This is a genomic window from Stenotrophomonas sp. 22692 (assembly GCF_052045015.1).
Lineage (GTDB): Bacteria > Pseudomonadota > Gammaproteobacteria > Xanthomonadales > Xanthomonadaceae > Stenotrophomonas > Stenotrophomonas geniculata.
Genome location: NZ_JBQEMR010000007.1, coordinates 38,146 through 64,639, shown reverse-complemented (window position 1 = coordinate 64,639; position 26,494 = coordinate 38,146). Strand labels below are relative to the sequence as shown.

24 protein-coding genes are annotated in these 26,494 nt (G+C 66.9%); 10 read left to right on the top strand and 14 right to left on the bottom strand.

Translation table 11 applies throughout. The features are described from left to right. Window positions 1-64 precede the first annotated feature (64 nt). Window positions 65-553: a hypothetical protein gene (locus ACTJJM_RS08570; RefSeq protein ID WP_239682790.1), complete on the top strand. Its 489-nt coding sequence runs from the start codon at window positions 65-67 to the stop codon at window positions 551-553. Between the two features lie 46 nt (window positions 554-599). Here the strand turns inward: ACTJJM_RS08570 and ACTJJM_RS08565 are convergent, their stop codons facing one another. Continuing rightward, entirely contained in the window at window positions 600-2,711 is a 2,112-nt protein-coding gene (locus tag ACTJJM_RS08565) for a TonB-dependent receptor domain-containing protein (RefSeq protein ID WP_049455449.1), read from the bottom strand. 197 nt (window positions 2,712-2,908) lie between these two features. Further along, window positions 2,909-4,345, bottom strand: a complete 1,437-nt coding sequence (locus tag ACTJJM_RS08560; RefSeq protein ID WP_049455448.1) for a serine hydrolase — start codon at window positions 4,343-4,345, stop codon at window positions 2,909-2,911. 190 nt (window positions 4,346-4,535) lie between these two features. Here ACTJJM_RS08560 and ACTJJM_RS08555 point away from each other — a divergent pair, with 190 nt between their 5' ends. Then, on the top strand, window positions 4,536-5,204 hold the full coding sequence (locus tag ACTJJM_RS08555) for a GAD-like domain-containing protein (protein ID WP_049455447.1): 669 nt from the start codon (window positions 4,536-4,538) through the stop codon (window positions 5,202-5,204). Between the two features lie 146 nt (window positions 5,205-5,350). On the opposite strand, the gene hutU is transcribed toward ACTJJM_RS08555, so the two are convergent. Genes hutU through hutI form a run of 4 tightly spaced genes read right to left on the bottom strand, consistent with a single transcriptional unit; the run spans window position 5,351 to window position 10,627 of the window. Continuing rightward, window positions 5,351-7,018 carry a urocanate hydratase gene (gene hutU, locus ACTJJM_RS08550; RefSeq protein WP_010480532.1) on the bottom strand — a complete coding sequence of 556 codons (1,668 nt, stop codon included), beginning with the start codon at window positions 7,016-7,018 and terminating at the stop codon, window positions 5,351-5,353. Beyond that, complete coding sequence (gene hutG / locus ACTJJM_RS08545) at window positions 7,015-7,869, bottom strand: N-formylglutamate deformylase (RefSeq protein ID WP_049455446.1); 855 nt, start codon at window positions 7,867-7,869, stop codon at window positions 7,015-7,017. Before hutG ends, hutU begins: the two co-directional genes overlap by 4 nt. Continuing rightward, window positions 7,866-9,407 (bottom strand): histidine ammonia-lyase, encoded by a 1,542-nt coding sequence (hutH, locus tag ACTJJM_RS08540; RefSeq protein WP_049455445.1) that lies wholly within the window; start codon window positions 9,405-9,407, stop codon window positions 7,866-7,868. Before hutH ends, hutG begins: the two co-directional genes overlap by 4 nt. Beyond that, a complete protein-coding gene (gene hutI, locus ACTJJM_RS08535) occupies window positions 9,404-10,627 on the bottom strand; it encodes an imidazolonepropionase (protein ID WP_049455486.1) in 1,224 nt (407 codons plus the stop codon). Before hutI ends, hutH begins: the two co-directional genes overlap by 4 nt. A gap of 67 nt (window positions 10,628-10,694) precedes the next feature. Here hutI and ACTJJM_RS08530 point away from each other — a divergent pair, with 67 nt between their 5' ends. Continuing rightward, window positions 10,695-12,065 carry a formimidoylglutamate deiminase gene (locus tag ACTJJM_RS08530; RefSeq protein ID WP_049455444.1) on the top strand — a complete coding sequence of 457 codons (1,371 nt, stop codon included), beginning with the start codon at window positions 10,695-10,697 and terminating at the stop codon, window positions 12,063-12,065. Between the two features lie 27 nt (window positions 12,066-12,092). Continuing rightward, window positions 12,093-12,821 (top strand): histidine utilization repressor, encoded by a 729-nt coding sequence (gene hutC, locus ACTJJM_RS08525; RefSeq protein WP_049455443.1) that lies wholly within the window; start codon window positions 12,093-12,095, stop codon window positions 12,819-12,821. 101 nt (window positions 12,822-12,922) lie between these two features. Here hutC and ACTJJM_RS08520 read toward each other — a convergent pair whose 3' ends face one another. The 3 genes from ACTJJM_RS08520 to ACTJJM_RS08510 all read right to left on the bottom strand — a co-directional run bounded on the left by ACTJJM_RS08520 (window position 12,923) and on the right by ACTJJM_RS08510 (window position 15,018). Further along, complete coding sequence (locus ACTJJM_RS08520) at window positions 12,923-13,933, bottom strand: restriction endonuclease (RefSeq protein WP_049455442.1); 1,011 nt, start codon at window positions 13,931-13,933, stop codon at window positions 12,923-12,925. A gap of 236 nt (window positions 13,934-14,169) precedes the next feature. Further along, a complete protein-coding gene (locus ACTJJM_RS08515; protein WP_049455441.1) occupies window positions 14,170-14,661 on the bottom strand; it encodes a phasin family protein in 492 nt (163 codons plus the stop codon). An 81-nt stretch (window positions 14,662-14,742) separates the two neighbouring features. Further along, complete coding sequence (locus tag ACTJJM_RS08510; protein WP_049455440.1) at window positions 14,743-15,018, bottom strand: polyhydroxyalkanoic acid system family protein; 276 nt, start codon at window positions 15,016-15,018, stop codon at window positions 14,743-14,745. A gap of 125 nt (window positions 15,019-15,143) precedes the next feature. Here ACTJJM_RS08510 and ACTJJM_RS08505 point away from each other — a divergent pair, with 125 nt between their 5' ends. The 4 genes from ACTJJM_RS08505 (at window position 15,144) to aroA (ending at window position 19,929) form a co-directional block, all read left to right on the top strand. After that, window positions 15,144-15,950 (top strand): FHA domain-containing protein, encoded by an 807-nt coding sequence (locus ACTJJM_RS08505; RefSeq protein ID WP_010480552.1) that lies wholly within the window; start codon window positions 15,144-15,146, stop codon window positions 15,948-15,950. Between the two features lie 252 nt (window positions 15,951-16,202). Beyond that, a complete protein-coding gene (serC, locus tag ACTJJM_RS08500; protein ID WP_241874278.1) occupies window positions 16,203-17,288 on the top strand; it encodes a 3-phosphoserine/phosphohydroxythreonine transaminase in 1,086 nt (361 codons plus the stop codon). 51 nt (window positions 17,289-17,339) lie between these two features. Beyond that, window positions 17,340-18,545, top strand: coding sequence for a prephenate dehydratase (gene pheA, locus ACTJJM_RS08495; protein ID WP_019337283.1), 1,206 nt, complete (start codon window positions 17,340-17,342; stop codon window positions 18,543-18,545). A 76-nt stretch (window positions 18,546-18,621) separates the two neighbouring features. Then, the gene (aroA, locus tag ACTJJM_RS08490; RefSeq protein WP_053443256.1) at window positions 18,622-19,929 is read left to right on the top strand and encodes a 3-phosphoshikimate 1-carboxyvinyltransferase; all 1,308 of its coding nucleotides are present in this window, start codon (window positions 18,622-18,624) and stop codon (window positions 19,927-19,929) included. A 174-nt stretch (window positions 19,930-20,103) separates the two neighbouring features. Here aroA and ACTJJM_RS08485 read toward each other — a convergent pair whose 3' ends face one another. Both ACTJJM_RS08485 and ACTJJM_RS08480 read right to left on the bottom strand, forming a co-directional pair. Continuing rightward, window positions 20,104-20,676 (bottom strand): energy transducer TonB, encoded by a 573-nt coding sequence (locus ACTJJM_RS08485; RefSeq protein WP_049482538.1) that lies wholly within the window; start codon window positions 20,674-20,676, stop codon window positions 20,104-20,106. A 119-nt stretch (window positions 20,677-20,795) separates the two neighbouring features. After that, on the bottom strand, window positions 20,796-21,434 hold the full coding sequence (locus ACTJJM_RS08480) for an energy transducer TonB (RefSeq protein WP_224328289.1): 639 nt from the start codon (window positions 21,432-21,434) through the stop codon (window positions 20,796-20,798). Between the two features lie 113 nt (window positions 21,435-21,547). Between ACTJJM_RS08480 and serS the strand changes: the two genes are divergently transcribed. Further along, window positions 21,548-22,828, top strand: a complete 1,281-nt coding sequence (serS, locus tag ACTJJM_RS08475; RefSeq protein WP_010480564.1) for a serine--tRNA ligase — start codon at window positions 21,548-21,550, stop codon at window positions 22,826-22,828. 177 nt (window positions 22,829-23,005) lie between these two features. Here serS and ACTJJM_RS08470 read toward each other — a convergent pair whose 3' ends face one another. Next, window positions 23,006-23,356 carry a ligand-binding protein SH3 gene (locus tag ACTJJM_RS08470; RefSeq protein WP_171954494.1) on the bottom strand — a complete coding sequence of 117 codons (351 nt, stop codon included), beginning with the start codon at window positions 23,354-23,356 and terminating at the stop codon, window positions 23,006-23,008. Window positions 23,357-23,574: 218 nt separating this feature from the next. Next, the gene (locus tag ACTJJM_RS08465; RefSeq protein WP_010480565.1) at window positions 23,575-24,162 is read right to left on the bottom strand and encodes an FMN-dependent NADH-azoreductase; all 588 of its coding nucleotides are present in this window, start codon (window positions 24,160-24,162) and stop codon (window positions 23,575-23,577) included. 127 nt (window positions 24,163-24,289) lie between these two features. Between ACTJJM_RS08465 and ACTJJM_RS08460 the strand changes: the two genes are divergently transcribed. Continuing rightward, on the top strand, window positions 24,290-25,282 hold the full coding sequence (locus ACTJJM_RS08460) for a LysR family transcriptional regulator (RefSeq protein WP_005410175.1): 993 nt from the start codon (window positions 24,290-24,292) through the stop codon (window positions 25,280-25,282). 81 nt (window positions 25,283-25,363) lie between these two features. On the opposite strand, the gene ACTJJM_RS08455 is transcribed toward ACTJJM_RS08460, so the two are convergent. Continuing rightward, window positions 25,364-26,434 (bottom strand): DUF4241 domain-containing protein, encoded by a 1,071-nt coding sequence (locus ACTJJM_RS08455; protein ID WP_171954493.1) that lies wholly within the window; start codon window positions 26,432-26,434, stop codon window positions 25,364-25,366. Between the last annotated feature and the right edge of the window lie 60 nt (window positions 26,435-26,494).

Below are 26,494 nucleotides of genomic sequence, written 5' to 3'. Positions count from 1 at the left end.
CCCGGCTTCAACCAACCCTGACAAGGACAAGCGCATGGATGTCGCTGCACGCAGGAACAGGACGTTGTTTCGTTGGATCATGGTGACGCTGCTGGCAGTACTGATGCCGTTTGCAGCGCTGGCGCAGCCCGCAGCCGGGCAGGCCGATGGCGCCGAAGCCGCCACTGCCGCGGAAGAGGCGCAATGCCGCGCCTGCAGTTATGAGCGTATCGGGCACAAAGTCGATATCGGCCTGGTGGCACTGGTGTCGCTGCTGGTTGTGGGCCTGCTGATCGCGGCGTCGCGGGAATGGGGCACCACGTCGCAGCGCTGGACCTGCCGCACGCTGGCTCTGTTGCTGGTGGGCATCGGCCTGGCGTTGTTGTGGTGGGCTGGTAGCGTCGTCTACCTGGGCTACAACCCGTGGCAGGAAATGGCCCCCCCCGGCGATGGTTCGCTTACCTCGACACTGCTCACTACCTCACCGAAGTGGCTGGCGGCGCTGGTGTTGATTGGTTTCGCGCCTTCCATCTGGAAGCGCAGCGAACGCCTGCCGGCCTGGCGTATCGGCTGACCCTGGAACGACGGCGCCGGGTCAGACCCGGCGCCGCCTGCGGCCATCAGTCAAAGCGCCAGCGCACGCCCGCATAGACGCCACGGCCTTCGCCTGGCGTCGAGCGCGCGACATCCTTGCCGGCGTCGTCGTAGCCCGGCGTGACCGTGGCGGCGTAGTGGCGGTTGCCGATGTTGCGCATCTCCGCCCAGGCCTGCCAGCGACCACCGGGTGCCTCGTAGCCGATGCGGCTGCCGAAGATCACGTGGCTGTCGGCCCAGTAGCTGTTGGCGTAGTCCACCGCGATGCGCGAGGCGTATTCGTTGTTCAGCGCGGCGTACAGGCCGGAGACATGATCGAAGCGCAGCTCGGCCTGGTAGCTGTGGCGCGGCAGGCCCGGCAGGCGGTTGCTGCCGAAGCGCGCATCCTGGCGGTAACGGAAATCACTGAAGGTGTACGCCTGGCGCAACGACAGGCGCCCCGGCGCGGCCTGCCACAGTGTGCTGTCCAATCCGGCTTCGATGCCACGGTGCACGGTGGGGCTGGCGTTGTTCTCTGCGATGAACAGGTTCGGTACCGGCTGCAGCTCCACGCTCAACAATTCATGGTTCACGTGGGCGTAGTAGCCGGTCAGTTCCCAGCGACCCAGCGCCGCGTCACCGCGCGCGCCCAGTTCCAGCGTGGTGGCGGTCTGGTTCTGCATCGGCACCGGCGCGCGCTGGCGGCCGGTAGACGGGCCATTGCCCGGCCCGAAGTACTGGTTCGAGCCCCAGATCATCGACCACGGGTGCGGCGCCTCCAACGAACGGCTGAGGTTGCCGAACCACTGCGTCTGCGCGCTGTGCTGCCAGGTGAAGCCCAGTCGCGGCGCGTAGTCCCAGTCGTGGTCGCGCAGGCGGCCGCCGCTGCTCGGCCAGGTCACCTGCACATCGCGACGGGTGTTGATCAGTGCCAGCCCGGTCTGCATGCGCAGGCGGTCGTTGAAGGTGAGGGTATTGCCGACGTGCAGCGTACTGTCGGTGCCGTGGTGGCGGAAGTCACGCGTGCGCGTACCGGCGGCATAGCCGTTGCTGGCAAAGCGCAGCGACTCGCGCACGTCGGCGTCCAGATCGTGGGTGACGCGCAGACCGACCGTGGTTTCGCTGTCCAGGCCGAACAGCTGGTGGCGGCGGCGGTAGTCCAACGTGGCGTTGAGGTTGGCGTAGTCCAGCTGCTGCCGGTACAGGCTCTCGTTCAAGTCCATCGGGTACGTGTGATAGACCAGCCCGGCCTGCAATGAGGAGTCCTCATCGATCTGCAGCGTGGTGACATTGCCCACCCAGGTGCTGCCCGGCTGCGGGCGGCGCGCATCAATGGCCAGGTTGGACGCATTCGCGGCGTGCGGATCGTTGCGGATCTGATCGCGGGTCAGGCGGCCGGGCGTTTCATGATTGGTTTCGCGGTAGCGCACGAAGAAACGCGTCTGCAGATCGGGGGTGATCTGCCAGCCGATGTTGGCCATCGCGCCCTTGCCGTCGCCGCGCGCATGGCGCTGATAGCCATCGAACTCGGTATCGGCGTAGGCCAGGAAGTAATCGACATCGCCATTGACGCCGCCCCAGCTGATGCCGTGCTTCTGGTAGCCACGGCTACCGGCTTCGTAGTGCAGCTGCACGCCGGCCGAATCGCGGCCGCTGCGGCTGACGTAGTCGATGACACCGCCCAGCGCCAGCGCGCCGCGCTCGAAACCATTGGCGCCGCGCAGCACTTCCACGCGTGACAGCCACAGCGGTTCCAGCAGCTCGTAGGGCGTGCCGCCCGGTCCGGTCAGCGGCAGCCCGTCGATCGAAACTGCAATACCAGACGCATGCGCACCCGGGCCACGGTTGATGCCCGAGCCCCGGATCGAGATCTTGGTGCCCTCGTTGCCCGGCGACTGCGCGCTGATGCCCGGTTGGTAGGCCAGCACATCGGCATTGCTGGACAGCCGGCTGTGGGCCTTGGCCACGTCGATGACGTTGCCGGCGCCGGGTACGCGCTTCAGTGCCTCGCGCGCCTGGGCACTGGCATCAGCGGCAGCGGTGACCTGCACGGCATCCAGCGTGGTGGCCTGCGGGGCCGCGGCGGCAGTGGAGGAAAGGCCGAGGGAAACGGCCAGGAACAGCAGTGATCGGGTGGGGCGGTACGACGAGAGCGACATGCGGGAATGCTGTAAACCACGAAAGTGGCGCGCAAGTTAACAGGTCGCGAGCGGTACGTCACCCGTCGCTCGCGTATGGCCGCCCGCAACATCCATGTAGAGCCGAGCCCATGCTCGGCTATCGCGCGCAGCGCGTGCGGGTCTCCTGCGATCGCAACGAAGAGCAGCCAAGCATGGGCTCGGCTCTACAGCAGGGTTTAGAGCGAGGGCTTCGCCAGCGCCTTGGCCTTCGCATACAGCCGATCAGCCGCTTCCCTTTCGCCCAATGCCGCATGGCACTCGGCCAGGCTGTCCCACACATTGGCCGAATCCGGATACAACTCGGCGTTGAGCGCGAACACCTTCAGTGCCTTGCTGGCACCCAGACTCTCGCGGATGGCGTAGCCATCACCATTGATCGCACGTTTCAGTTCGCCGGTGGGAACGCCATTGCTGTCGCGCAGCCAGCTACGCATCAGCGGTTTCGCATCGGCGCTGTCATCCAGCGCGTAGCCGATCAACTGTTCGGACAGCACAGCGTGAGGAAACTCCTGCGGCGCGGCCACCGCCATCGCGCTCTCCACCAGCGTGCTGGACCAGACATTGCGGGCGCTGCCGTTGGTCAGATACACGAACACCCAGTAACCGCTGGCCAACGTGCCCTTGTAGGCCAACCGCGCACGAACGCGGGTGCCGCCATCGTGGCCAACCTGGGTGTAGCCGTCGCTGCGGGTGGTGTCCCATCCCGTGGAGAAGAAATTGTTGCCGCCACCGGCCAGTTTCTGCGGCTGCCAGAGTTTTTCCAGGGTCGCCGTGCGCACCAGCTTGCCGGTCGCAAGCGCCTGCAGGAAACGGTTCATGTCGCCTACGGTGGTCTGCAGATCGGCATGGCCCCAGCCGTAGCCCGGCCAAGGGTCTTCATTGGCGGGCTGCAGTTGGCCGTCCCTGCCGATGTAAGGCACCGCCGCGCGCGTGGCTGGCACGCTGGTGACGCCCCATGAGGTGCTGGTCATCTTGAATGGCTGCAGGATGCGTTCGCGCGCGATGGCCGGGTAGGGCTTGCGATAGTGCGCTTCCAGCAACGCCGTCAGCACCAGGTAGTTGGCCTGGGTGTACTGCACGCGGCTGCCGGTGGCGAACTGCATTGGTGCCGCGCCGGCCACCTTCAGTGCAGCGGCAAGATCAGGGGCTACACCGGGGTAGCCCTTGCTCACCCAGCGGTTGTCCACGCGGTCGTAGTACTCGCCGATACCTGAGCTGTGGTTGAGGAAATCGCGCACGTGGATCGCCTGCCATGCAGTGGGCAGGTCCTGCACATAGCGACTGGCCGGCGCATCCAGATCCACCTTGCCCTGATCGACCAACTGCATCACCAGCGTGCTGGTCAGCAGCTTGGCCATCGATTGCGCGGCAAAAATGGAATCGACGGTGGCCGGTGCGTGGGAGGCCGGGTCACGCTCGCCGCTGGCGCCCTGGTACAGCACCTGTCCGTTGTGGGCGACCAGCACCGCTTGCCCGGCGATGCCGTAGCGCTTGCGGTTGGTCTGCAGTTGGGCTTCGAGCTGTGAAGAGAGGCCGACGGGGAGCCCACGCGCAGAAGCGGGTGGAGCAGCGAACAGGGCGCAGAGCAATGCAGCAGCAAAGGTGCGGTACATCGCGGTGATCCATCAGCGGTGATGGCGCATGTTGCTCAGCGGCGGTCGACGGGTCAAGCGGAGGCGGGCGCCTATGTGAATGCGTGAATTTCCAATGGCCTGTCGTAAACAGCTCTTCGCGACGGATGAGGCACCAGATATAAGAACGCCTCAGTCCAAACCGACGAGATAGCCTTGCATGGGAGGGTTAATGGAGGAGGATGAGGATTTCGCGCTCTTCATCGAGAGCTTCGGAGAGGCAACTGAACACGATCCGGTGCCAGAGACCAGCTTCTCCAAGTGGACGGGCATCTTGCCCGAATCGCTCTTGAGCTATTGGCGTCGGGATGGATGGGCGAACTATGGCAACGGACGCCTGTGGACGGTGAATCCCGAGGACTACGACGGCCTGATGCGCGCGTGGTTGGCCGGTACTCCATTTACACAGATCGATACCTACCATGTGTTTGCCAGAAGCGGGTTTGGACGCCTCTACCTGTGCGGCGAAGCATCAGGTGCGGGCTTGAACATCGATCCAGTCAGCAGTGAAGTGTTTGCTCTTCAGAACTGTTTGAGGCCGAAGTCTCTTGCACGACAGGACGGTGGCATCAAGGCCTTCTTCGCCTGTGCGGAGCTCGACGATTTTGATCTGATGGATGGGGATGAAGAACTGCTCTTCGATAGGGCTGTGAACACTTGTGGGAACTTGCTGGCGGATGAGATGTTTGGCTTTGAGCCAGCGTTGGTTTGCGGCGGAGAATTCACCATTGAGAATGTGCGCAAGCTAAAGATTCAGCCGCACCTGCACATGCTCAGGGAGTTCGCCACACCTGCGTTTCCACGCTATGCGATTGATGTTAAACCGCTGGCCCGGAAGTGATCCGATCAAGTCGAATCATGTAGAGCCGAGCCCATGCTCGGCTGCCTTCCGGTCAGGCGTCGTGACCCTGGAAGCACTGAGCCGAGCATGGCTCGGCTCTACAGGTGCCTTGCGGTAGTGCCGGCCAGTGGCCGGCACCCCTGCGATCAGCCGAGAATCCCCGGCAGATCCAGCCCCTTCTCCTTCGCGCAGTCGATCGCGATCTCATAGCCCGCATCGGCATGGCGCATCACGCCGGTCGCCGGGTCGTTCCACAACACGCGGCCAATCCGCTTCGCCGCTGCCTCGGTGCCATCGCACACGATCACCATGCCGGCATGCTGCGAGAAGCCCATGCCCACGCCACCGCCGTGGTGCAGCGACACCCAGGTCGCGCCGCTGGCGGTGTTGAGCAGGGCGTTCAACAGCGGCCAGTCGGAGACCGCATCGGAGCCGTCGGCCATCGCTTCAGTCTCGCGGTTCGGTGAAGCGACGCTGCCACTGTCCAAGTGGTCACGGCCGATCACCACCGGCGCCTTCAGTTCACCGTTGGCGACCATCTCGTTGAACGCCAGGCCGAGTCGATCACGATCACCCAGACCGACCCAGCAGATACGTGCCGGCAGGCCCTGGAACTTGATCTTCTCGGCAGCCATGTCCAGCCAGCGGTGCAGGTGCGGGTTGTCCGGAATCAGCTCCTTCACCTTGGCATCGGTCTTGGCGATGTCTTCCGGATCGCCGCTCAGCGCCGCCCAGCGGAACGGGCCGATGCCACGGCAGAACAGCGGGCGGATATACGCCGGCACGAAACCCGGGAAATCGAAGGCATTGGCTACGCCTTCTTCCAGCGCCATCTGCCGCAGGTTGTTGCCGTAGTCCACGGTCGGCACGCCCAGCGCGTGGAAGCCGAGCATGGCGCGGATGTGGTTGGCCATCGAGGCACGCGCAGCCTTTTCCACTTCCTTGGGGGCGGAGACACGTTTCTCGTCCCACTGCTCGACGGTCCAGCCCTGCGGCAGGTAGCCGTTCACCGGGTCGTGCGCGGAGGTCTGGTCGGTCAGCAGGTCCGGCTTCACGCCGCGCTTGAGCAGTTCGGCCAGCACGTCGGCAACGTTGCCGAGCAGGCCCACCGACTTCGGCGTTCCGGCCTTGCACGACGCCTCGATCAGGCGCAGCGCTTCGTCAAGATTGTCGGTCCAGGTGTCCAGATAGCCGGTGCGCAGGCGCATGTCGATGCTGCTCTTGCGGCACTCGACGGCCAGGCAGGAGGCGCCGGCCATCACGGCAGCCAGCGGCTGTGCACCGCCCATGCCGCCGAGGCCGCCGGTGAACAGCCACTTCCCGGTCAGGTCGCCACCGAAGTGCTGGCGGCCCATTTCCACGAAAGTCTCGTAGGTGCCCTGCACGATGCCCTGCGCGCCGATGTAGATCCAGCTGCCGGCGGTCATCTGGCCGTACATGGCCAGGCCCTTCCTATCCAGCTCGTTGAAGTGGTCCCAGTTGGCCCAGCGCGGTACCAGGTTGGAATTGGCGATCAGTACGCGCGGTGCATCGGCATGGGTGCGGAACACACCCACCGGCTTGCCCGACTGCACCAGGAGAGTCTGGTCGTCGTCCAGGCGCTTGAGCGTTTCGACGATGGCATCGAAGCTCTCCCAGTCACGCGCGGCGCGGCCGATGCCGCCGTACACCACCAGCTCCTGCGGCCGCTCGGCCACGTCCGGGTGCAGGTTGTTCATCAGCATGCGCAACGGCGCTTCGGTCAGCCAGCTCTTGGCGTTGAGCGTGGTGCCGGTCGGCGCGGCGATGGTGCGGGACGGGTCGTTGCGGGTCATGCGGCGCTCCGGTTCGTAGCGAATTCAAGGCAGGCATTGAGCACCTGCGCCAGGGTGTGGCGCAGTGGTGCGGCGTGGTCGGGGTCGAGCGGGGTGGGCCAGCTGTGTTCGTCCACCTGGTCCGGCAGGGGTTCGTGCATGTAGCCACGGCAGGCCAGCTCCATCTGCAGGCTGTGCACGCCGCCGGCGATGTTGCTGTAGTGGCGGGTGATCCAGCCGCCCTTGAAGCGGCCGTTGCGCACCTGGCTCATGCCACTGATCTTCAGCAGGTTTTCCACCACATCGCTCAAGGCGTTGTCGCAGGACGTGTCGGGTGCGCCGGACGGCCCGGCGGTACCGAGGTTGAACTGCGGCAGCTCGCCATCGAACAGGTGCGGAATATGCGAGCGGATCGAATGCGCGTCGTACACCACCACCGTACCGTGCTGCGCGCGCAGGCGGGTGATCTGTGCGGCCAGCGCATCGTGGTAGGGCAGGAAATACGTGTCGCGGCGCCGCGCGATCTCGGCGTCATCCGGCTCGCGGCCCGCGTGGTACAGCGGCTGGTTGTCGAAGGTGGTCAGCGGGCACAGGCCGGTGGTGTTCTGGCCCGGGTACAGCGACACACCGCTGGGATCGCGGTTGAGGTCGATCACCGAACGTGAGATCGCCGAGCGAACCGTGGTCGCGCCCATGCCGCGCACGAAGTCGTACAGCTCGTGCACCCACCAGTCGGCATCGCGGCGTGCCAGCCACGGCGAGTGGTAGTCGCCGATCAGGTCGTGCGGCAGCTCGCTGCCGGTATGCGGGAAGCTGACGATGAGGGGGGCGTCGCCCTCGTGCACCGTCAGCCATTCGGGATGGGTATTCATGCCTGTGGTTCCACGGTTGGCAGCAGGTCGGTCAGGCCCTGCGCCAGCGCACCACTGCGCACCAGATTCGTGGCGGTTACCATGTCCGGATGGAAGTAGCGGTCTTCTTCCAGCGTCGGCACCTGCGCACGCAGCGTGGCGCGCACGGTTTCCAGCGCGGCACTGGAGCGCAGCGGCGCATGGAAGTCGCAGCCCTGCGCCGCGGCCAGCAGTTCGATGCCGATCACGTTGGCCGCGTTCTCGGCCATCTGCATCAGGCGCCGCGCACCGTGTGCGGCCATCGACACGTGGTCTTCCTGGTTGGCCGAGGTCGGGATCGAATCAACGCTGGCCGGGTAGGCGCGCTGCTTGTTTTCCGAGACCAGCGCAGCGGCAGTCACCTGCGGAATCATGAAGCCGGAATTCAGGCCCGGGCGTGGGGTCAGGAACGCCGGCAGGCCGGACAGCGCCGGGTCCACCAGCATCGCCAGGCGGCGCTCGCTGATCGAGCCGATCTCGCACACCGCCATCGCCAGCATGTCGGCGGCGAAGGCCACCGGCTCGGCGTGGAAGTTGCCGCCAGACAGTGCTTCGCCGGTATCGGTGAACACCAGCGGATTGTCGGACACGCCGTTGGCTTCGATTTCCAGGGTGGTCGCGGCCTGGCGCAGGATGTCCAGCGCTGCGCCCATCACCTGCGGCTGGCAACGCAGGCAGTACGGATCCTGCACGCGTACGTCGTTGTCACGGTGCGACTCGCGGATGCCCGAGCCCTGCATCAGGGTGCGCAGCGTGGCCGCTGTGGCGATCTGGCCGCGCTGGCCACGGATGGCATGGATGCGCGGATCGAACGGGGTGTCCGAGCCCTTGGCCGCTTCCACCGACAACGCGCCGGTGACAAGTGCCGCCTGGAACACGGTTTCGATCTCGAACAGGCCGGCCAGCGCATAGGCGGTGGAGAACTGGGTGCCGTTGAGCAGCGCCAGGCCTTCCTTCGCGCCCAGTTCGATCGGCTGCAAGCCGGCACGCGCCAGTGCGTCGGTTGCGGGCAGGCGTTCGTCACCAATGAACGCTTCGCCGACGCCCAGCATCACGCTGGCCAGGTGCGAGAGCGGCGCGAGGTCGCCCGAGGCGCCGACCGAACCCTGCGCCGGTACTACCGGCAGCACGCTCTTGACCAGCATCGCTTCGAGCAGCAGCAGGGTTTCCTCGCGAATGCCCGATGCGCCTTGCGCCAGGCTGACCAGCTTCAGCGCCATCATCAACCGCACCACGCTGGCCGGCATCGGTTCGCCCACGCCAGCAGCGTGCGAGAGCACGATATTGCGCTGCAGGGTGGCCAGGTCTTCGCGCTCGATGCGCACGCTGGCCAGCTTGCCGAACCCGGTGTTGATGCCATACACCGGTGCGCCTTTGGCGACGATGGCGGCCACCGCCGCAGCGCTGGCGCGCACCACCAGCAGCGCGGCCGGGTCCAGTGCAAGCGGCGCACCGCGATAGACCTGCCGCCACTGGGCGAGAGTGACATGGCCGGGGCGAAGAACCAGGGTGTTGCTCATGTGTTGCTCCAGGAGGCAGGCAGGTCGGGCTGTCCGCGCACCACGCGCGCGTGCAGCGGGTTGAATCCAATGCGATAGACCAGGTCGGCGGGGGCGTCGATGTCCCAGATCGCCAGGTCGCAGTCCATGCCGACGGCCAGGCGGCCGATACGCTCGCCATGGCCCAGTGCGCGCGCCGCTTCACGGGTGAAGCCGGCGATGCACTCATCCACGGTCAGGCGGAACAGGGTCGCGCCCATGTTCATCGCCAGCAGCGGGCTGGTCAGCGGCGAGGTGCCGGGGTTGCTGTCGGTGGCAAGGGCCAGCGGCACGCCGGCGGCGCGCAATGCAGCGACCGGCGGCAGGGTGGTATCGCGGGTGAAATAGAACGCGCCCGGCAGCAGCACGGCCACGGTGCCGGCGGCGGCCATCGCGGCGATGCCGGCGTCATCCAGATGTTCGATATGGTCGGCCGAGAGTGCACCGAAGCTGGCGGCCAGTTCAGCACCATGCTGGTTGCTCAGCTGCTCGGCATGGATCTTCACCGCCAGCCCGTTGGCGCGGGCCGCTTCAAAGACCTGCCGCGCCTGCGCCGGCGAGAACGCGATGTTCTCGCAGAACACGTCCACCGCTTCGGCCAGGCCTTCCGCGGCGATGGCCGGAATCATCACGTCGCACACCTCGTCGGTGTACTCCTGTGCTTCGCGGCCCGGCGGAATTGCGTGCGCGCCGAGGAAGGTGGTCACCACGTTGACCCGGCATTCCTCACCCAATGCACGTGCCACCTGCAGCTGCTTGCGCTCGTCGGGCAGGGTCAGGCCGTAGCCGGATTTGATCTCGAGGGTCGTCACGCCCTCGGCGAGCATTGCCAGCAGGCGCGGCCGGCTTTCGCGGGCCAGCTGTTCCGGTGTGGCGGCACGGGTGGCGCGCACGGTGGAGACGATGCCGCCGCCGGCACGGGCGATGTCGGCATAGCTGACGCCCTGCAGGCGCTGCTCGAATTCGTTGGCGCGGTTGCCGGCGTAGACCAGGTGGGTGTGGCAGTCGATCAGGCCCGGCGATATCCAGCGGCCCTCGCCGTCAATGCGGGTGGTCGGCTTCAGGTGGGCGTCGCTGCCGGCCGGGCCGACATGGACGATGCGGCCGTCGGCGCAGGCCAGCACGCCATCGCGGATGACGCCCAGGCCCTCGCCATCGAGGGTGATCAGGTGGACGTTGGACCAGAGGGTTTCGACGTGCATGGCATCCACAACGCGGCTGTGCTTATATGTCTATACAATATAGGCGTCCATTTCGGGTTGTCCAGCCATGTCCGATTCGCGTTCCCTGCTCAGTTTCCATGCCGTCCACGCCTTGCTGGCCGAGGGCTGGGCCCGTGATGTCCGCCTGCAGGTTCAGGACGGCCGCATCACCGCGATCAGCACGGGGCAGGGCGCGCAGGACGGTGACATCCGCGTCGGCATCCTGGTGCCGGGCCTGCCCAACCTGCACAGCCACGCCTTCCAGCGCGGCATGGCCGGCCTGACCGAGATCGGCGGCGGTGACGGTGACAGCTTCTGGAGCTGGCGCGAACTGATGTACCGCTTCCTGGCCCATCTGCGCCCGGACGCGGTGCAGGCCATCGCCGCCCAGGCCTACATGGAAATGCTGGAAAGCGGCTTCACCCGCGTCGGCGAATTCCACTACCTGCACCACGATGCCGACGGCCGCGCCTATGCCAACCGCGCCGAGATGAGTGCGCGGATCGCGGCGGCGGCCGATCAGACCGGCATCGGCCTGACCCTGCTGCCGGTGTTCTATGCGCATGCCGATTTCGGCGGGGCAGCGCCGAATCCCGCTCAGCGTCGCCTGATCCACGATGTGGAGGGGTTCGCGCAGTTGCTGGACGCGGCGAAGCCGGCACTGGCCGCGCTGCCGGATGCAGTGCTCGGCATCGCGCCGCACAGCCTGCGCGCGGTCACCGGCGAGGAATTGAGTGCATTGCTGCCGCTTACCGACGGACCAGTGCACATCCATATCGCCGAGCAGGTGCGTGAAGTCGAGGCCTGCCTGGCGTGGAGCGGCCAGCGCCCGGTGCAGTGGCTGTACGACCACGCACCGGTCGATGCGCGTTGGTGCTTGGTGCACGCCACCCACATCACCGACGACGAGCGCGCCGCCATCGTGGCCAGCCAGGCGGTGGCCGGCCTGTGCCCGATCACCGAAGCCAACCTGGGCGACGGTCTGTTCCCGATGCAGGCGTTCGCGCGCGAGGGCGGACGTTTCGGTGTCGGCTCCGATTCCAACGTGCTGATCGATGCCGCCGAAGAACTGCGCCTGCTCGAATACGGCCAACGCCTGACCCTGCGTGGGCGCAATGTGCTGGCCCCGGACGCCACCCGCAGCACCGGCCGCTTCCTGTTCGAAGGCGCACTGCATGGTGGTTCGCAGGCGCTGGGCGTGGCCGCTGGCCTGCAGGTCGGTGCCAGTGCCGATCTGGTCGAACTGGACGCCGCGCACCCGGCGCTGCAGGCGCGACAGGATGACGCATGGCTTGACAGCTGGGTGTTCGCCGCACGTAATGGCGCGCTGCGATCGGTCTGGCGCCATGGCCGCCAATGCGTGGCCGAGGGCCGCCACCTGCGGCGCGAGGCGATCACCACCGCCTTCGCCGCCGCCCTGAAGGGCGTGCTGGGCTGATCGCCTCCGCCACCGGGACCCCATTACGTGAAGGCCAGCAAGTCCGCCACGCTCAACCAGCGTATCCGCAGCGATCTGGAAAGCCGCATCCTCAGCGGAGAATGGGCGCCGGGCTTCCGCATTCCGTACGAACACGAGCTGATGGAGCAGTACGGCTGCTCGCGGATGACGGTGAACAAGGTGCTGACCGCGCTGGCCGAGAGCGGCATGATCGAACGTCGCCGTCGTGCGGGTTCGTTCGTGGCGCGACAGCCGCCACACCTGGAGCAGGTGGCGCTGGAAATTCCGGACATTGCGATGGAGGTCGGTTCGCGCGGGCATCAGTACGGCTACCGGCTGCTGCAGCGCGAGATGCGCCTGGCTGAAGTGGGCAATGCCGGCGAAGTGGAACTGGCCGGCAGCGAAATGCTGTTGGCGATGCGTTGCCTGCACCTGGCCGATGGCCGCCCGCTGGCGCTGGAGCATCGCCTGATCAGCCCCGTCGGCGTGCCCGAGGTGCTGGAGGTCGATTTCAGCACCACCGCGCCGGGCAGCTGGCTGCTGCAGAACGTGTCGTGGACCCGCGCCCAGCACCGCATCAGTGCCTGGGGCGCGGATGCTGTCACCGCCAAGCTGCTCGATGTGAAGCCCGGTACCGCCTGTCTGGTGATCGAGCGCCTGACCTGGCGCGGTGAGCAGCCGATCACCCGCGTGCGCCAGGTGTTCCTCGGCGATGCCTGGGACCTGGTTGCGCGCTTCGCGCCTGGGGCGCGCTAGAGGCGTATCCACGCATGGCGTGGATCTACTGAATCCCGGTTGGGATTATCCGACGCGTGTGAATCCCTGGTAGATCCACGCCATGCGTGGATGCTGCCCCATCAATACGTGGCGCATTGGCGCCAGCGCACCGGCTCATCCACACCGGGTCGGGCATTGAGCTGGATGCGCACGTTGCGCAGGGCGGGGTAGTGCAGCACTTCCTCGCAGACCTGCGGCCACACCGCGTCCAGCTCGCCGGTGCGGTTGATCGCCAGCGTCTGCCGGGTCAACCAGACACCGCTGGCGATGCCGGGCTTGCCGGCCAAGGCACGGGACAGATCGGCCTGGAAGCGCTCCAGCGTAGCGGCATCCGGGTTGGGGTTGCTGCGCGCATCGGTTGAGGGCGCGGCCGGTGCAGGCGTAGCGGCCGGCGGCATGGTGGCGGGGGCCGGCGCCGGTTCGGGCGCCGCTTCAACCGCAGGCGCAACCGGCGCGGGGGCGACCGCCACCTCGGCAACGGGCGGGGCGTCCTGCACGTGCAGCCCTTGCAGGCTCAATCCCACCAGCAGGCCCAGCGTGACCGCGCCGAGCGCGGCAATGGCGATCCGGCGCAGGGCTTCACGGCGGGCGCTGGCGCGCACACGGGTTTCGATTTCCGCCGGTAGATAGGGTTGCAGCAGCGGCCACAGGCGCGGGCCGTCCAGCACCTCGACCGCCTGCTTCTCGGCGGCGCTGCGGCCATCGCGCTCGATGCGGCCTTCGGTCAGCAGCACGCCGCCCTTGGCCCCGGCCAGGCGCGCGGCCGCACCCAGCTCGTTCACCGCGGCGGTGCCGATGCGGTAGGCCAGGCCGTGCTTGCACGACACCAGCCAGCTGTTGGGGCCGTCACTGAGCAGGAAATCGCTGCTGGGCTCACGGGATTCCTCGCCTGGGCCATCCAGTTCGCGCAGGCCGCGCTGCTCGCGCAGCATGCGCTTGACCAGTACCGAGAATTCGCGCCAGTGCATGCCAGCCAGGGCCTGCAGGCCGAGTTGCATCTCCTTCTGCCGCCGTTTGATCCACCACAGATAGACAACGGCCAGGGAACAGGTAAACAGGGCCGACAGCAGGGCCAGGATCCAAGGGAGCATGCAGGAGGTGCGCGGAAGGGGCGAATGCGAAGGCGACAGTGTAAAGGTCGCGCCGTGCCGCTGAGTCAGGATGTTCCTGACAGGAAGCGTGATGGAACGCGCAGTTCGGAATACCGCAGGCACGAAAAACCCGCCAATCCTGAAGCCGTGAGGGGAGGGAACAAACGGCAGCCGAAGCGATTGGCGGGTTGCTCGCGATTGTCAATCAAAATTTATTGCATTGCAACAATGGCCGGTCAGGGCACGCTGCCTGGCGACTGATGGCTGCCCGGTGCAGGTGCATCAGTGCCCGAGGCGTCGCGATTCTCCAGCTTGGCCAGGCGCGCCTGCAACGCATCGATGCGAGCCTCCAGCGCAGTCACCTCGTCGGCGGTGGGTACGTGCAGGCGCTTGAGTACGCCCTGCACCTGATCGTCGAACGCCTTTTCAACCTTGTTCCAGGTGCCGGAGGCCTTCTCGCGGGCCTCGTCCAGCGAGGTTTCAACGTTGTCGCGCCAGCCCGGGCCCTGTTCGCCGTTGCGTTCACGGCGGCGGGCTTCCCAGGCTTCGCCTTCCTTCACCAGGCCGTCGAAGAAGCGGCTGCCTTCGGCCTGTGCACGGCCAAGAGCGCCCAGGCCGGCCAGCCAGACCTGCTGCGCCGAGTCACTCAGCTTGCGCGAAAAGCGCTCGGCCTGGTCACCGAACGAGGCGTCGTTGTTGCGGCGGTCATCGTTTTCGTACTGGTTCATCGCACTTCCCGTGGGAGTTGGGCCTGCCCCCGAGAGTAGCGCGCGTTGGCGTTGCACGGCCGTGATGGCCGCCGCCGGGGTTCAGCCCAGCTTTTCCTTCAGCACGCGCTGGATCTCGCCTTCGACCATGCCCTTCATCGCCGACAGCAGGAAGCCCAGCTTGGCGGTCACGCGCACGGCGCCCGGCTGCAGTTCGATCGCACCGTCCACGCCGCTGCCGGAGAAATTCAGTACGTCGGCAGTCCAGGACGACTTCAGGCCGAAGCGCTCGGACAACTTGGCGGCAACCTGTTCGATCGCGGTGCGCGCCTGTGCGTCGGGCAGGGCGTGGGCGTGGCGGACATCGATGGTGGACATGCAGGCTCCTGGCGCAGGGCGGGGATGATCAATGAGGGCGAGCATTGTGCGCATCGAGAGCCTCCGCGCCAAGCACTCATCGTGGGTTCTTCTTCGTTGGCGGCCAACCTGCTAGGCTGCGCCGCGTGCAGAACCTGCTTGTCCACTTCAGTCAGCAACAACAGCCCGACCAGCCGCTGCGGCCCGGGGTGCAACGCATCGTGCGCCAGGCCAACGGCAGTGTGCGGCTCGGCGATGCCGGCCACGGTGCCCTGCTGCTGGCGCAGTTCTGCGTGGATGATCGCGGCCTCTGGCTGCAGGTCGGCAACGGTATCCGCGGCATTCATGTGAACGGTCGCCCGGTGCGGCGCATGGCGCTGCTGCGTGCCGGCGATGCGGTGTATGTGGACGGCGTGGAAATGGTCCTGCAGGGCGAGGTCGAGAGCCTGCTGCAGGCGCCTGCGCCGAAGAACGACGACGGCTCCGATGAGCAGCAGCGCCTGCTGCGCGGTGTCGGTGGCCTGCACCATGGCCGCAGCTTCACGCTGTCGCGGTCCCGCCTGATCGGCCGCGGCGGCGACGCTGACATCGAGATCAATGAGCCGGCCTTCGCCGAACAGCACGCCCGCGTGGAAGTGCACGGCGAGCGCGTGCTGCTGCGTGACCTGGGCAGTGCCGACGGCACCCGGGTCAACGGTGTGGCCGTGCGCCACTGCTGGCTGCAGGCGGGCGACCAGGTCGTGTTCGATGGCCAGCACCGGTTCGTGCTGGAAGTGCCGCATGACCCGCGCCGGCGCCCGCTGCCGGATGAAGACGAGTCCAGCCAGGACGCCGAGCAGGCGCCGGTGCTGCCGGCCGTGCCGCGCAAGGTCCGGCGCTGGCCGTGGCTGCTGGTCAGTGCGCTGCTGCTGGCCGCGCTGCTCAGCCTGCTGCTCTGGTTCGGCGCGCGCTGATCTGAATCCGCCGGGCATGGCCCGACGCTACCCACGCGGCGTGTGCCCACCCGCTTCCGGTAGGTGCCGACCTTGGTCGGCACGCTCCTTCGGCGGGAATGACGCCTGACGGCGTACGCCGACCATGGTCGGCGACTACCGGCGCCATGCGGGTGGCCAATGGATTCCAATGAAACCAAATTTCCCTTGCGCCACAAGGCCGCAAGGCTGGTGCACTGCGGCATACTAGGGGTCTTGCCCCACAGGTGTGACATGACGCGCGCGTTCAACTTCAGTGCCGGCCCTGCAACCTTGCCGGAATCGGTCCTGCGCCAGGCGCAGGCGGAAATGCTGGACTGGCACGGTTCCGGTGCCTCCATCGTGGAAATGAGCCATCGCGGCGCGGAATTCATGTCCGTGGCTGCCGAGGCGGAAGCCGATCTGCGACGCCTGCTCGACATCCCCGACGACTATGCGGTGCTGTTCCTGTCCGGTGGTGCGACCACCCAGCAGGCGCTGATCCCGCTCAACTTCGCCGCCCCCGGCCAACGTGCCGACTACGTGGTCAGTGGCCACTGGGGCAAGACCGCGGTCAAGCAGGCCGGTGTCTACGTCGACGTCAACATCGCCGCCAGCAGCGAGGCCAACGGCTACCGCGAACTGCCGGCGCGTGCCGACTGGCAGCTGTCGCCCGATGCCGCCTACGTGCACATCACCGCCAACGAGACCATCCACGGCGTCGAGTTCCGTGATGTGCCCGACACCGGCAACGTTCCGCTGATCGCGGACTTCAGTTCGTCCATCGCCAGCGAGCCGCTGGACGTGCGCCGCTACGGCGTGATCTATGCCGGCGCGCAGAAGAACCTCGGCCCGGTCGGCATCGCGGTGATGATCATCCGCCGCGACCTGCTCGAGCGCAGTGGCCAGCCGCGCGCGGACATCTTCGATTACCGCTCGCACGTCGCCCGCGATTCGATGCTCAACACCCCGCCGACCTGGAACTGGTACCTGGCGGGCCTGGTGTTCAAGTGGATGCTGGCCGAAGGCGGCGTGACCGAGTTCGCCAAGCGCAACGCCGCCAAGGCCGCGCTGGTGTACGGCGCCATCGACGGCTCCGGCGGCTTTTACCGCAATGAGGTCGCACATGCGGCCCGTTCGCGGATGAACATCCCGTTCTTCCTGCCCGATGCCGAGCTCGATGCCCGCTTCGTCGCCGAAGCCAAGGCCGCCGGCCTGCTGGCGCTGAAGGGACACAAGGTGGTCGGGGGCATCCGTGCCTCGCTGTACAACGCCATGCCGCTGGCCGGGGCCGAGGCGCTGGTCGCCTTCATGGCTGATTTCCAGCAGCGTCACGGTTGAGCAATGAACGGCGCGCACCGTCGGGTGTGTGCCCCGCAACAAGGAACTCCGATGGCAAGCAGCAAATCCAGCAAGAAGGCGCCGAAGAAGGCCGAACCGGCCAAGGACAGCGCCTCCACCAAGGCCAAGGGCAAGAGCACGTCCAAGGCCGCGTCGAATCCGGCGCCTACCCTGGCGCCGCTGGCGCTGGCCGATGTGCGCTCGAAGATCGACCAGATCGACCGTGACATCCAGAACCTGATCGCTGAGCGCGCGCGCTTCGCCCACCAGGTCGGCAAGGCCAAGGGCAAGCTCGCCGCCGCCGTCGACTACTACCGCCCCGAGCGCGAAGCGCAGGTGCTGCGCATGGTGGTGGACCGTAACGAAGGCCCGCTCAGCGATGAACTGCTGGTGCACGTCTACCGCGAGATCATGTCGGCCTGCCTGGCCCAGCAGGAGCCGCTGAAGATCGGCTACCTCGGCCCGGAAGGCACCTTCAGCCAGCAGGCGGTGCTCAAGCACTTCGGCCGCTCCGCGCTGGGCCTGCCGATGGCCAGCATCGAGGAGGTGTTTCAGGAAGTGGAAGCGGGCAACGCCGATTTCGGCGTGGTGCCGGTGGAGAATTCGGGGCAGGGCACCATCCAGATCACTCTGGACATGTTCCTGACCTCCAACCTGAAGATCTGTGGCGAAGTGGAACTGCGCGTGCAGCAGTACCTGATGTCGCGCAGCGGCCGCCTCGAGGACATCGAGCGCATCTACGCACACCCGCAGTCGTTCATGCAGACCTCGGCGTGGCTGCGCGCCAACCTGCCGAAGGCCGAGAAGATTCCGGTATCCAGCAACGCCGAAGGCGCGCGTCGCGCGCGCAACGCCGATGATGCGGCGGCCATTGGTGGCGAGAGCGCCGGCCACGTGTACGGCCTGAAGAAGGTGGTCACCAAGCCGATCCAGAACGATGCCGACAACACCACCCGCTTCCTGGTGGTGGGTCGCAACATCTTCCCGACCTCCGGCCACGACCGCACCTCGGTGCTGGTGTTCATCCATGACAAGCCCGGTGCGCTGTTCGACGTGCTCAGCCCGTTCGCCCGCCACGGCATCAGCATGAACCGCATCGAGTCGCGGCCGTCGCACCACGGCAAGTGGGAGTACGGCTTCTTCATCGACCTGGCGGGCCACATCGACGACGCGCCGATGCAGGCTGCCCTGGCCGAACTGGAAGCGCACTCGGCGCAGATCAAGGTGCTCGGCTCCTACCCGGTGGCCGTGCCCTGAGTGCTGCTGCGGCGGCAACAGCCGCCGCTCCCTGATGCATCGCCGGCGCTGCCGGTGTTTACGGAATGATCGAACGATGAGCAACGCGCAACACTGGATTGCCCGCAAGGGCCAGCCGCTGCAGGGCAGCCTGACCATTCCCGGCGACAAGTCGGTCTCGCACCGCTCGGTGATGTTCGCCGCGCTGGCCGATGGCACCTCGCATATCGAGGGCTTCCTGGAAGGCGAAGACACCCGCGCCACGGCGCGCATCTTCAGCCAGCTCGGCGTGCGCATCGAAACCCCCAGCCCGTCGCAGCGCATCGTGCACGGCGTCGGCATCGACGGCCTGCAGGCACCCAGCGCACCGCTGGACTGCGGCAACGCCGGTACCGGCATGCGCCTGCTGGCCGGCCTGCTGGCAGGCCAGGCATTCGACTGCACGCTGATCGGCGATGAATCGTTGTCGGGCCGCCCGATGCGCCGCGTCACTGGCCCGCTGTCGCAGATGGGCGCGAAGATCGACACCCAGGATGACGGCACGCCGCCGTTGCATGTGCATGGCGGCCAGTCGCTGCACGGCATCGACTTCGCCTCGCCGGTGGCCAGCGCACAGATCAAGTCCGCAGTGCTGCTGGCCGGCCTGTACGCGCAGGGCGAAACCAGCGTGCTGGAACCGCATCCGACCCGTGACTACACCGAGCGCATGCTGTCGGCGTTCGGCGTGGACATCGAATTTTCACCGGGCAAGGCCCGCCTGCGTGGCGGCCAGCGCCTGCGCGCCACGGACATCGTGGTGCCGGCCGACTTCTCGTCTGCGGCGTTCTACCTGGTGGCCGCCAGCATCATTCCGGGTTCCGAGCTGCGCCTGAAGCAGGTCGGCCTGAACCCGCGCCGCACTGGCCTGCTGCACGCGCTGCGCCTGATGGGGGCGGACATCACCGAAGAGAATCCGGCCGAGCAGGGCGGTGAGCCGGTGGCGGACCTGGTGGTGCGCTACGCCCCGCTGAAGGGCGCGCGCATTCCGGAAGCGTTGGTGCCGGACATGATCGACGAGTTCCCGGCGCTGTTCGTGGCCGCCGCCGCCGCAGAAGGCCAGACCGTGGTGAGCGGTGCGGCCGAGCTGCGGGTGAAGGAATCCGACCGCCTTGCTGCGATGGCCACCGGCCTGCGCGCGCTGGGCATGCAGGTGGACGAAACCGAAGACGGCGCCACCCTGCATGGTGGCGTTCGCCTGGGCAGCGGCACCATCGAAAGCCACGGTGACCATCGCATCGCCATGGCGTTCGCCATCGCCGGCCAGATCAGTGACGGCGAAGTGCGCATCAACGATATCGCCAATGTCGCCACGTCCTTCCCGGATTTCGATGGCCTGGCGCGCAGCGCCGGGTTCAACCTGGCCTGATCGTCACAGCAACCTCCGGGCCACGCCCGGCGGATCGCATTGCACGGTAGAAGCCAACCTCGGTTGGCGCGCTCACCTCATCCGGTAGGTGCCAACCTCGGTTGGCACGCTTTTCCGCATAAAAGGACGGAGGCCGAAGCCTCCGTCTAAACATCACGAACCCCTCGTCCGCGATCAACGCTGCTCGGTACGGAAATCCACCGGGACCCGCACCACGCTGGCGACGGCACGGCCCTCGTGCATCGCCGGCTGGAACTTCCAGTTCTGCACGGTGTTCAGCACCGCGCGATCCAGATCACGACTGCGCTCGCCGCTGCGCGAAACGATCGCAGCATTAGCGACATTGCCGTGGGTATCTACACTCAGGCTGGCGATCACGCTGCCCTGCACGCCACTACGCAGCGCAGCGGCGGGGTAGGTGGGCATGCGGTTGCTGGCCAGCGGGCGGGCCTCACGATTGCGCGCTACCGGCGCGGCCTTCCGCGAAGCAGTAGCCGGGGCTGCCTGGCGCGCGGCAGGGGCCGCTGCATCCGTCACCGCGGCCTGCTCGGGGGCTGGAAGCATGCGCTCACCGACCGGCGCTGGCGCCACATCTTCCTGGTTGGAATGACGCAGCCAGAGCAGGGCGGCAGCAAACATCGCCACGATCAGCGCGATCCACATCCAGGGCGACGTGGGTTTGTGCTGCAGGCTGGAATCCTCCTGCAGCTGCGGCGAATGAAGGTCTTCGTGGGTGGTGGCAGTCATCGCTAACTCCTTCCGTCAATGGACGACGTGGGAAGTGTTGCGCGAGCCACGGAGGAGAAGTGTCAGCGTTGCGTCAACGCCACCGGCAGGGTTCAGTTTGCCTGCCGGGAAGTGTTCAGTTACTGGGTCTTGAAGTCGAACGGCACTTCAATGCTCCCGGGGACGGGCTGGCCGTTGCTCTGCGCGGGGGTGAAACGCCAACGGCGTACGGCGTCGGTGGCGGCACGGTCGAGGTCGCGTGAACCACTGCGCTGGATCACCGTGGCGTTGTTCGGATAGCCGGTGGCGTCTACATCCACGCGTACCACCACGGTACCGGTTTCGCCGGCGCGCAGGGCGGCGGCGGGGTACGACGGCGGCGGCGACTGACCGGCAATCGGCATCGGTTGGCTGTTGCCGGTCGTGGCCGGGGCAGCGCCCGGGGTGGCCGGGGCCGGCTCGGCGATCGGGGCGGGCGGTGGCGGGGCGGTTTCGACCAGCTTCGGCGCTTCTTCCTCGACCGGGGCCGGCTTGGCATCGGGCATGTCGCTGGAGCCGGCCGCAGCGGCCAACGGTTCCGGCAGGGGCTCGATCTGGGCGGTTTCCTGCGGGGTCTGCGCGGCCGGGTCGGCGCGGAAGAACTCCTTGTCACGGCCGGTCAGCCAGACCAGCACGAACAGCAGCACGCCCACGCCGAAGGCGATGCCGGCGATCTTCAGGGCGTTGCGCGGGATATGCACAGTAAACGACTTGGCGGACGACGAGCGGGGTGCAGACATGGACCGGACCAGTACGGAATAGCCCGATTCTGCCACGGCGGGAATGAACCGGGCGGCAGAAATCCGTATAACAAGCGATAATCCCATCCCTGATACCCACCACGACACCTGCCATGCTTGATCCAGCCCTGCTCCGCCACCAGCCCGCCGACCTCGCCGAACGCCTGCGCACCAGCCGCGGCTTCGAGCTCGACGTGTCTGCCCTGGAGTCCCTGGAGGCCGATCGCAAGCGCATCCAGGTGCGGACCCAGGAGCTGCAGAGCCTGCGCAACAGCCGTTCCAAGGCCATCGGCCAGGCCAAGGCCAAGGGCGAGGACGTTTCGGCCATCATGGCCGAGGTTGCCGCCTTCGCCGACGAGCTGAAGGCCTCGGAAGTGGCGTTGGACGAGCTGCGTGAGAAGATCGAAGCGATCTCGATGGGCATTCCGAACCTGCCGGCCGATGACGTGCCGGCCGGTGCCGACGAGAACGACAACGTCGAGCAGGCACGTTGGGGTACCCCGCGCCAGTTCGATTTCAAGGTGCTCGACCACGTCGAACTGGGCGCCCGCAACGGCTGGCTGGACGGCGAGACCGCGGCCAAGCTGTCCGGCTCGCGCTTCACCGTACTGCGCGGCCCGATCGCGCGCCTGCACCGTGCGCTGGCCCAGTTCATGGTCGACCTGCACACCGGCGAGCACGGCTACGAGGAAACCAACGTGCCGCTGCTGGTCAACGCTGATTCACTGCGTGGCACCAGCCAGCTGCCGAAGTTCGAGGACGACCTGTTCAAGACCGCCGTGGGCGACTCCACGCGTTACCTGATCCCGACCTCGGAAGTGCCGCTGACCAACATCGTGCGCGACGAGATCGTCGAGGCCGAGCGCCTGCCGCTGCGCATGACCGCCCACTCGATGTGCTTCCGTGCCGAGGCTGGCAGTGGTGGCCGCGACGTACGCGGCATGATCCGCCAGCACCAGTTCGAGAAGGTCGAGCTGGTCTCGATCTGCCGCCCGGAAGACAGCGACGCCGAACACCAGCGCATGACCCGCTGCGCCGAAGTGGTGCTGGAAAAGCTGGGCCTGCCGTACCGCAAGGTGCTGCTGTGCACCGGCGACATGGGCTTCTCGGCCATCAAGACCTACGACCTGGAAGTCTGGCTGCCGTCGCAGGAAACCTATCGCGAGATCTCCTCGTGCTCGAACTGTGGTGACTTCCAGGCCCGCCGCATGCAGGCGCGCTGGCGCAACCCGGCCACCGGCAAGCCGGAACTGGCGCACACGCTGAACGGCTCGGGCGTGGCGGTTGGCCGCGCGATGATCGCAGTGATGGAGAACTACCAGAACGCCGACGGCAGCATCACCGTGCCGGAAGCGCTGCGCCCGTACATGGGTGGGCTGGAAACCATCGCCTGATTCTCTGATCGGGTGGGTGCCATGCATGCATGGCACCGCTGTGGCTCTGGTGGGTGCCATGCTTGCATGGCACCGAATCCACGCATGGCGTGGATCTACTGGAGGATGTTGCACGCGCCCGGCATGAATTCACCGATGCCTCAGTAGATCCACGCCATGCGTGGATGAACCCCGCGATTACCGCATGGCCCGCAGCTTCTCCAGCGGCACCCATCCCGGTTCGCCGGTCTCCGGCACGCACCACGCCCAACCATTGAGCGTGCGCTGCCCACGCAGCACCTGCCCGGGATCCACATCCAGCTCCCGTGCGCAGTAATCCTCGGTGGCAAACGCGTCACCCTGCGCAGTGCGACCGATCACGGGCGCCGGCACGAAACCGGGCTGCTGCCCTTCGGCTTCGCACAGGAACCAGTCGTCCCAGCCCTCCGGGCCTTCATAGCGTTGGCCCACCACCAGCGCCTGGCCACGGCGCAGGGTGATCGGGTGCGGAAATTCGCTGCGGTGTGCAGTGGTCACGATGTAGTTCATGGCCCCAGCCTAACGTTCTGGTGAGCGCCGCGCATGGCACCGAATCCACGCACACGTGCAGTAGATCCACGCCGTGCGTGGATGGCGAGCCCTCGGGCCAGACACAGAAAAGCGGCCCCGCAAAGCGGGGCCGCCAGGGTGGGCCGGGATGGGGGAGGGGATCCCGGCCCGCGTTCAGCGCCCAGACGAGGAGAGAGGGGTGCCGAACGCTGGAACGCTTATGCAGCGGCGGCTTCAGCCGCTTCGTGCGACGGCAGGGCCGCCAACGCGCCAGCGATGGCGTCTTCACGGTGCTGCGGCGAGTAGGCGATGCCTTCGGCACGTACGAACTCGATGTCGTTGATGCCCCAGAAGGCGAACGTCTGGCGCAGGAACGGTTCCTGGAAGTCGGCCGGCGAATCGGTGTAGATGCCGCCGCGGCTGCTGACCACGATCACGCGCTTGCCGCCGGCCAGGCCGATCGGGCCGTTCTCGGTGTACTTGAAGGTGCGTCCGGCCACGGCCACGCGGTCGATCCAGGCCTTCAGCGTGGACGGGATGCTGAAGTTGTACATCGGGGCGCCGATCACCACGATGTCCGCGGCAAGGAACTGCTCGAGCACCTGTTCAGCGTCGGCGGCTTCGGCCGCGTCCGCCTTGGCCAGCGAGCTGCTGCGAAGATGCGGTACCGGATTGGCGTCAAGATCGCGATAATCGATCTGCAGCCCTTCGATCTGCTGCTTGAAGCGGGCCACCACGGCAGCGGTCAGGTGGCGGGAGACGGAGTTCTCGCCAAGCACGCTGGCGTCGAGATGCAGAAGCTTCATGGCAGTCACCTATGTTCTGGGAGGGAGGGGCGGGGTGGCCCCGCCGACGGAGAGAACGATAGGTTGTTGCAAAGGCGGGATAAAGATGGTTGAATGCCACGTATTGTTCTAGATATGGAACTCGGGCATGCATGACCTGAATGATCTGTACTACTTCGCGATGGTGGTCGACCACGGCGGATTTGCCGCCGCCGAGCGTGCGCTGGGCATCCCCAAGTCGCGCCTGAGCCGCCGCATCAGCCAGCTGGAAACCGACCTGGGCGTACGCCTGCTGCAGCGCTCCACGCGTCGTTTCGCCGTGACCGACGTTGGCACCAGCGTGCACCGCCACGCGCAGACGATGCTGGCCGAGGCGCAGGCCGCCCGCGAAGTGGTCGACCGCCTCAGTGCGGAACCGCGCGGCGTGGTGCGCGCCAGCGTGCCGGTGTCGCTGGCGCAGATGCAGCTGCCCAAGCTGCTGCCCAAGTTCCTTGAGCAGTACCCGAAGGTGCGCCTGCAGCTGAACATCAGCAACCGCCGTGTGGACATCATCAATGAAGGCTATGACGTGGCCCTGCGCGTGCGTTCGCGCCTGGACGACGACGGCAGCCTGGTGATGCGCAGCTTCGGACAGGTGCAGGAACTGCTGGTGGCCAGCCCGAAGTACCTGGACCGCGCTGGCCGCCCGAAGGACCCGGAAGAGCTGACCCAGCACGTCACCCTCAGCATCAGCGAAGACGAAGCGCGCCAGCGCTGGGAACTGCATGGGCCGGAAGGCGAAGTGCGCCGGGTCGACCTGCAGCCACGCGTGGCCGGCTTCGATTTCCCGCTACTGCAGAGCATGGTGAAGGACGGCTTCGGCATCACCATGCTGCCGGAGACTGTGTGCGCCGATGCGGTGCGTAACGGCGAACTGGAAGTGGTGCTGCCGGACTGGTCGCTGCCGCAGGGCGTGTGCCATGCCGTGTTCGCCTCGCGTCGCGGCCTGCTGCCGGCAGTGCGCGTGTTCATCGACTTCCTGGCCGAGCACCTGCCGCCGCAGCTGGAGGCCTCGCGCCTGGATTGCGGTGGCGCCTGTGAAAAGGCCAAGGAGCGGATCAAGGCCAGTGCGCTGGGCGCGTTGGCAGTGGATGCGGGCTGAGGCACCTGCCCGCAACTGCACCGCCAATCTGTGAAACGGTAGCGCCGGGCCATGCCCGGCGTTGCTGCTTTCCGGCCCCGGTCAGTTCCGGCCGAACAGCCGGACCCAGAAGCCGCGCTGCGGCGGTGCGGCCGGTGTGGGCTCGGCCATGACCGGTGCTTCCAGTACTGCCATCAGCTCCGCGCTGCGTGGCTTCTTCAGGAAGCGCGCGTAGTCCAGGTAGCTGGTCACCTTGCTCATGTGCAGCCGCTCGGGCATTGCCGGCAACGCGCCGCCCTGCAGGAGTACCCGCAATGCCTCTGGGCGGTCCAGACGGATCGCCTCGAACACGGCGGTGCCGCCGCAACCAGGCTCGATCTGGTTGGCGCGCTGTGGCGCATCCTTCAGCAGGTCGCGCAGTGCGTTCGCATCATCGCGTTCCACCGCCGCTACAAGCCGTGCCAGCGCTTCAGCCTCTTCGTATGGAAGGCTGTCGCGATAGGCCTGGTCGGCGATCTCGCGCTCGTCGCGCCCGTCTCCGCCCTGGATGCACAGGAAATCGGTGACCAGAGCGACTGGAATGCCGGACGTATCCAGCGCCCAGTAGCTGGGGTAAACGCCGTCGCCCCAGCCGCTGGTGAATACGACCAGGCCGTGCGGTGAGTCCTCGCCCCAGGGGCGGTATTCGGTGCCTTCGTCCAGGCCATCATGGTCGATCAGCGCATCCGACCACTCGCCGCCTTCGTCGCCATCGGCCCGTTCGATCAGGGCCAGCAGTGCCTGCTGGGTGTCGGTATCCATGAAGCAGCCGATGCCGGCGTCGACCGGGTAGCCGATGAAGCTGTCCTCATCCAGTCCGGTCAGGTCCTGCGTGGTCCAGCGCGCCATCTGCCAGTGCAGGGCGGTCGCGGTGAGAGCTTCGCGTGGCTTGAACCAGACCACGGCCAACGCCGGGCGGCCGCTGTGCACGATGATCTCGACCGGATGCCGCCCCAGCGGGGCGGTGTAGTCGGCCAGCGCCGGCGCCTCGGCCTGCACCAGCGGATCGCAGACCACCACGTGCCCGCTGCTGACCGGCAGGTGCCCGGCGAAGGTGCGGTGCAGGGCCACAGCGGCCAGCTGGGTGTCGTCCAGCAGGGTAGTGCGCAGGTTGGCCAGGTCGAGGTGGGCCATGGGGGCTCCGATTGCAGTGAAGGCCCCACCGTGCCGGATGCGAAGGGCGGGGGCAAGGGT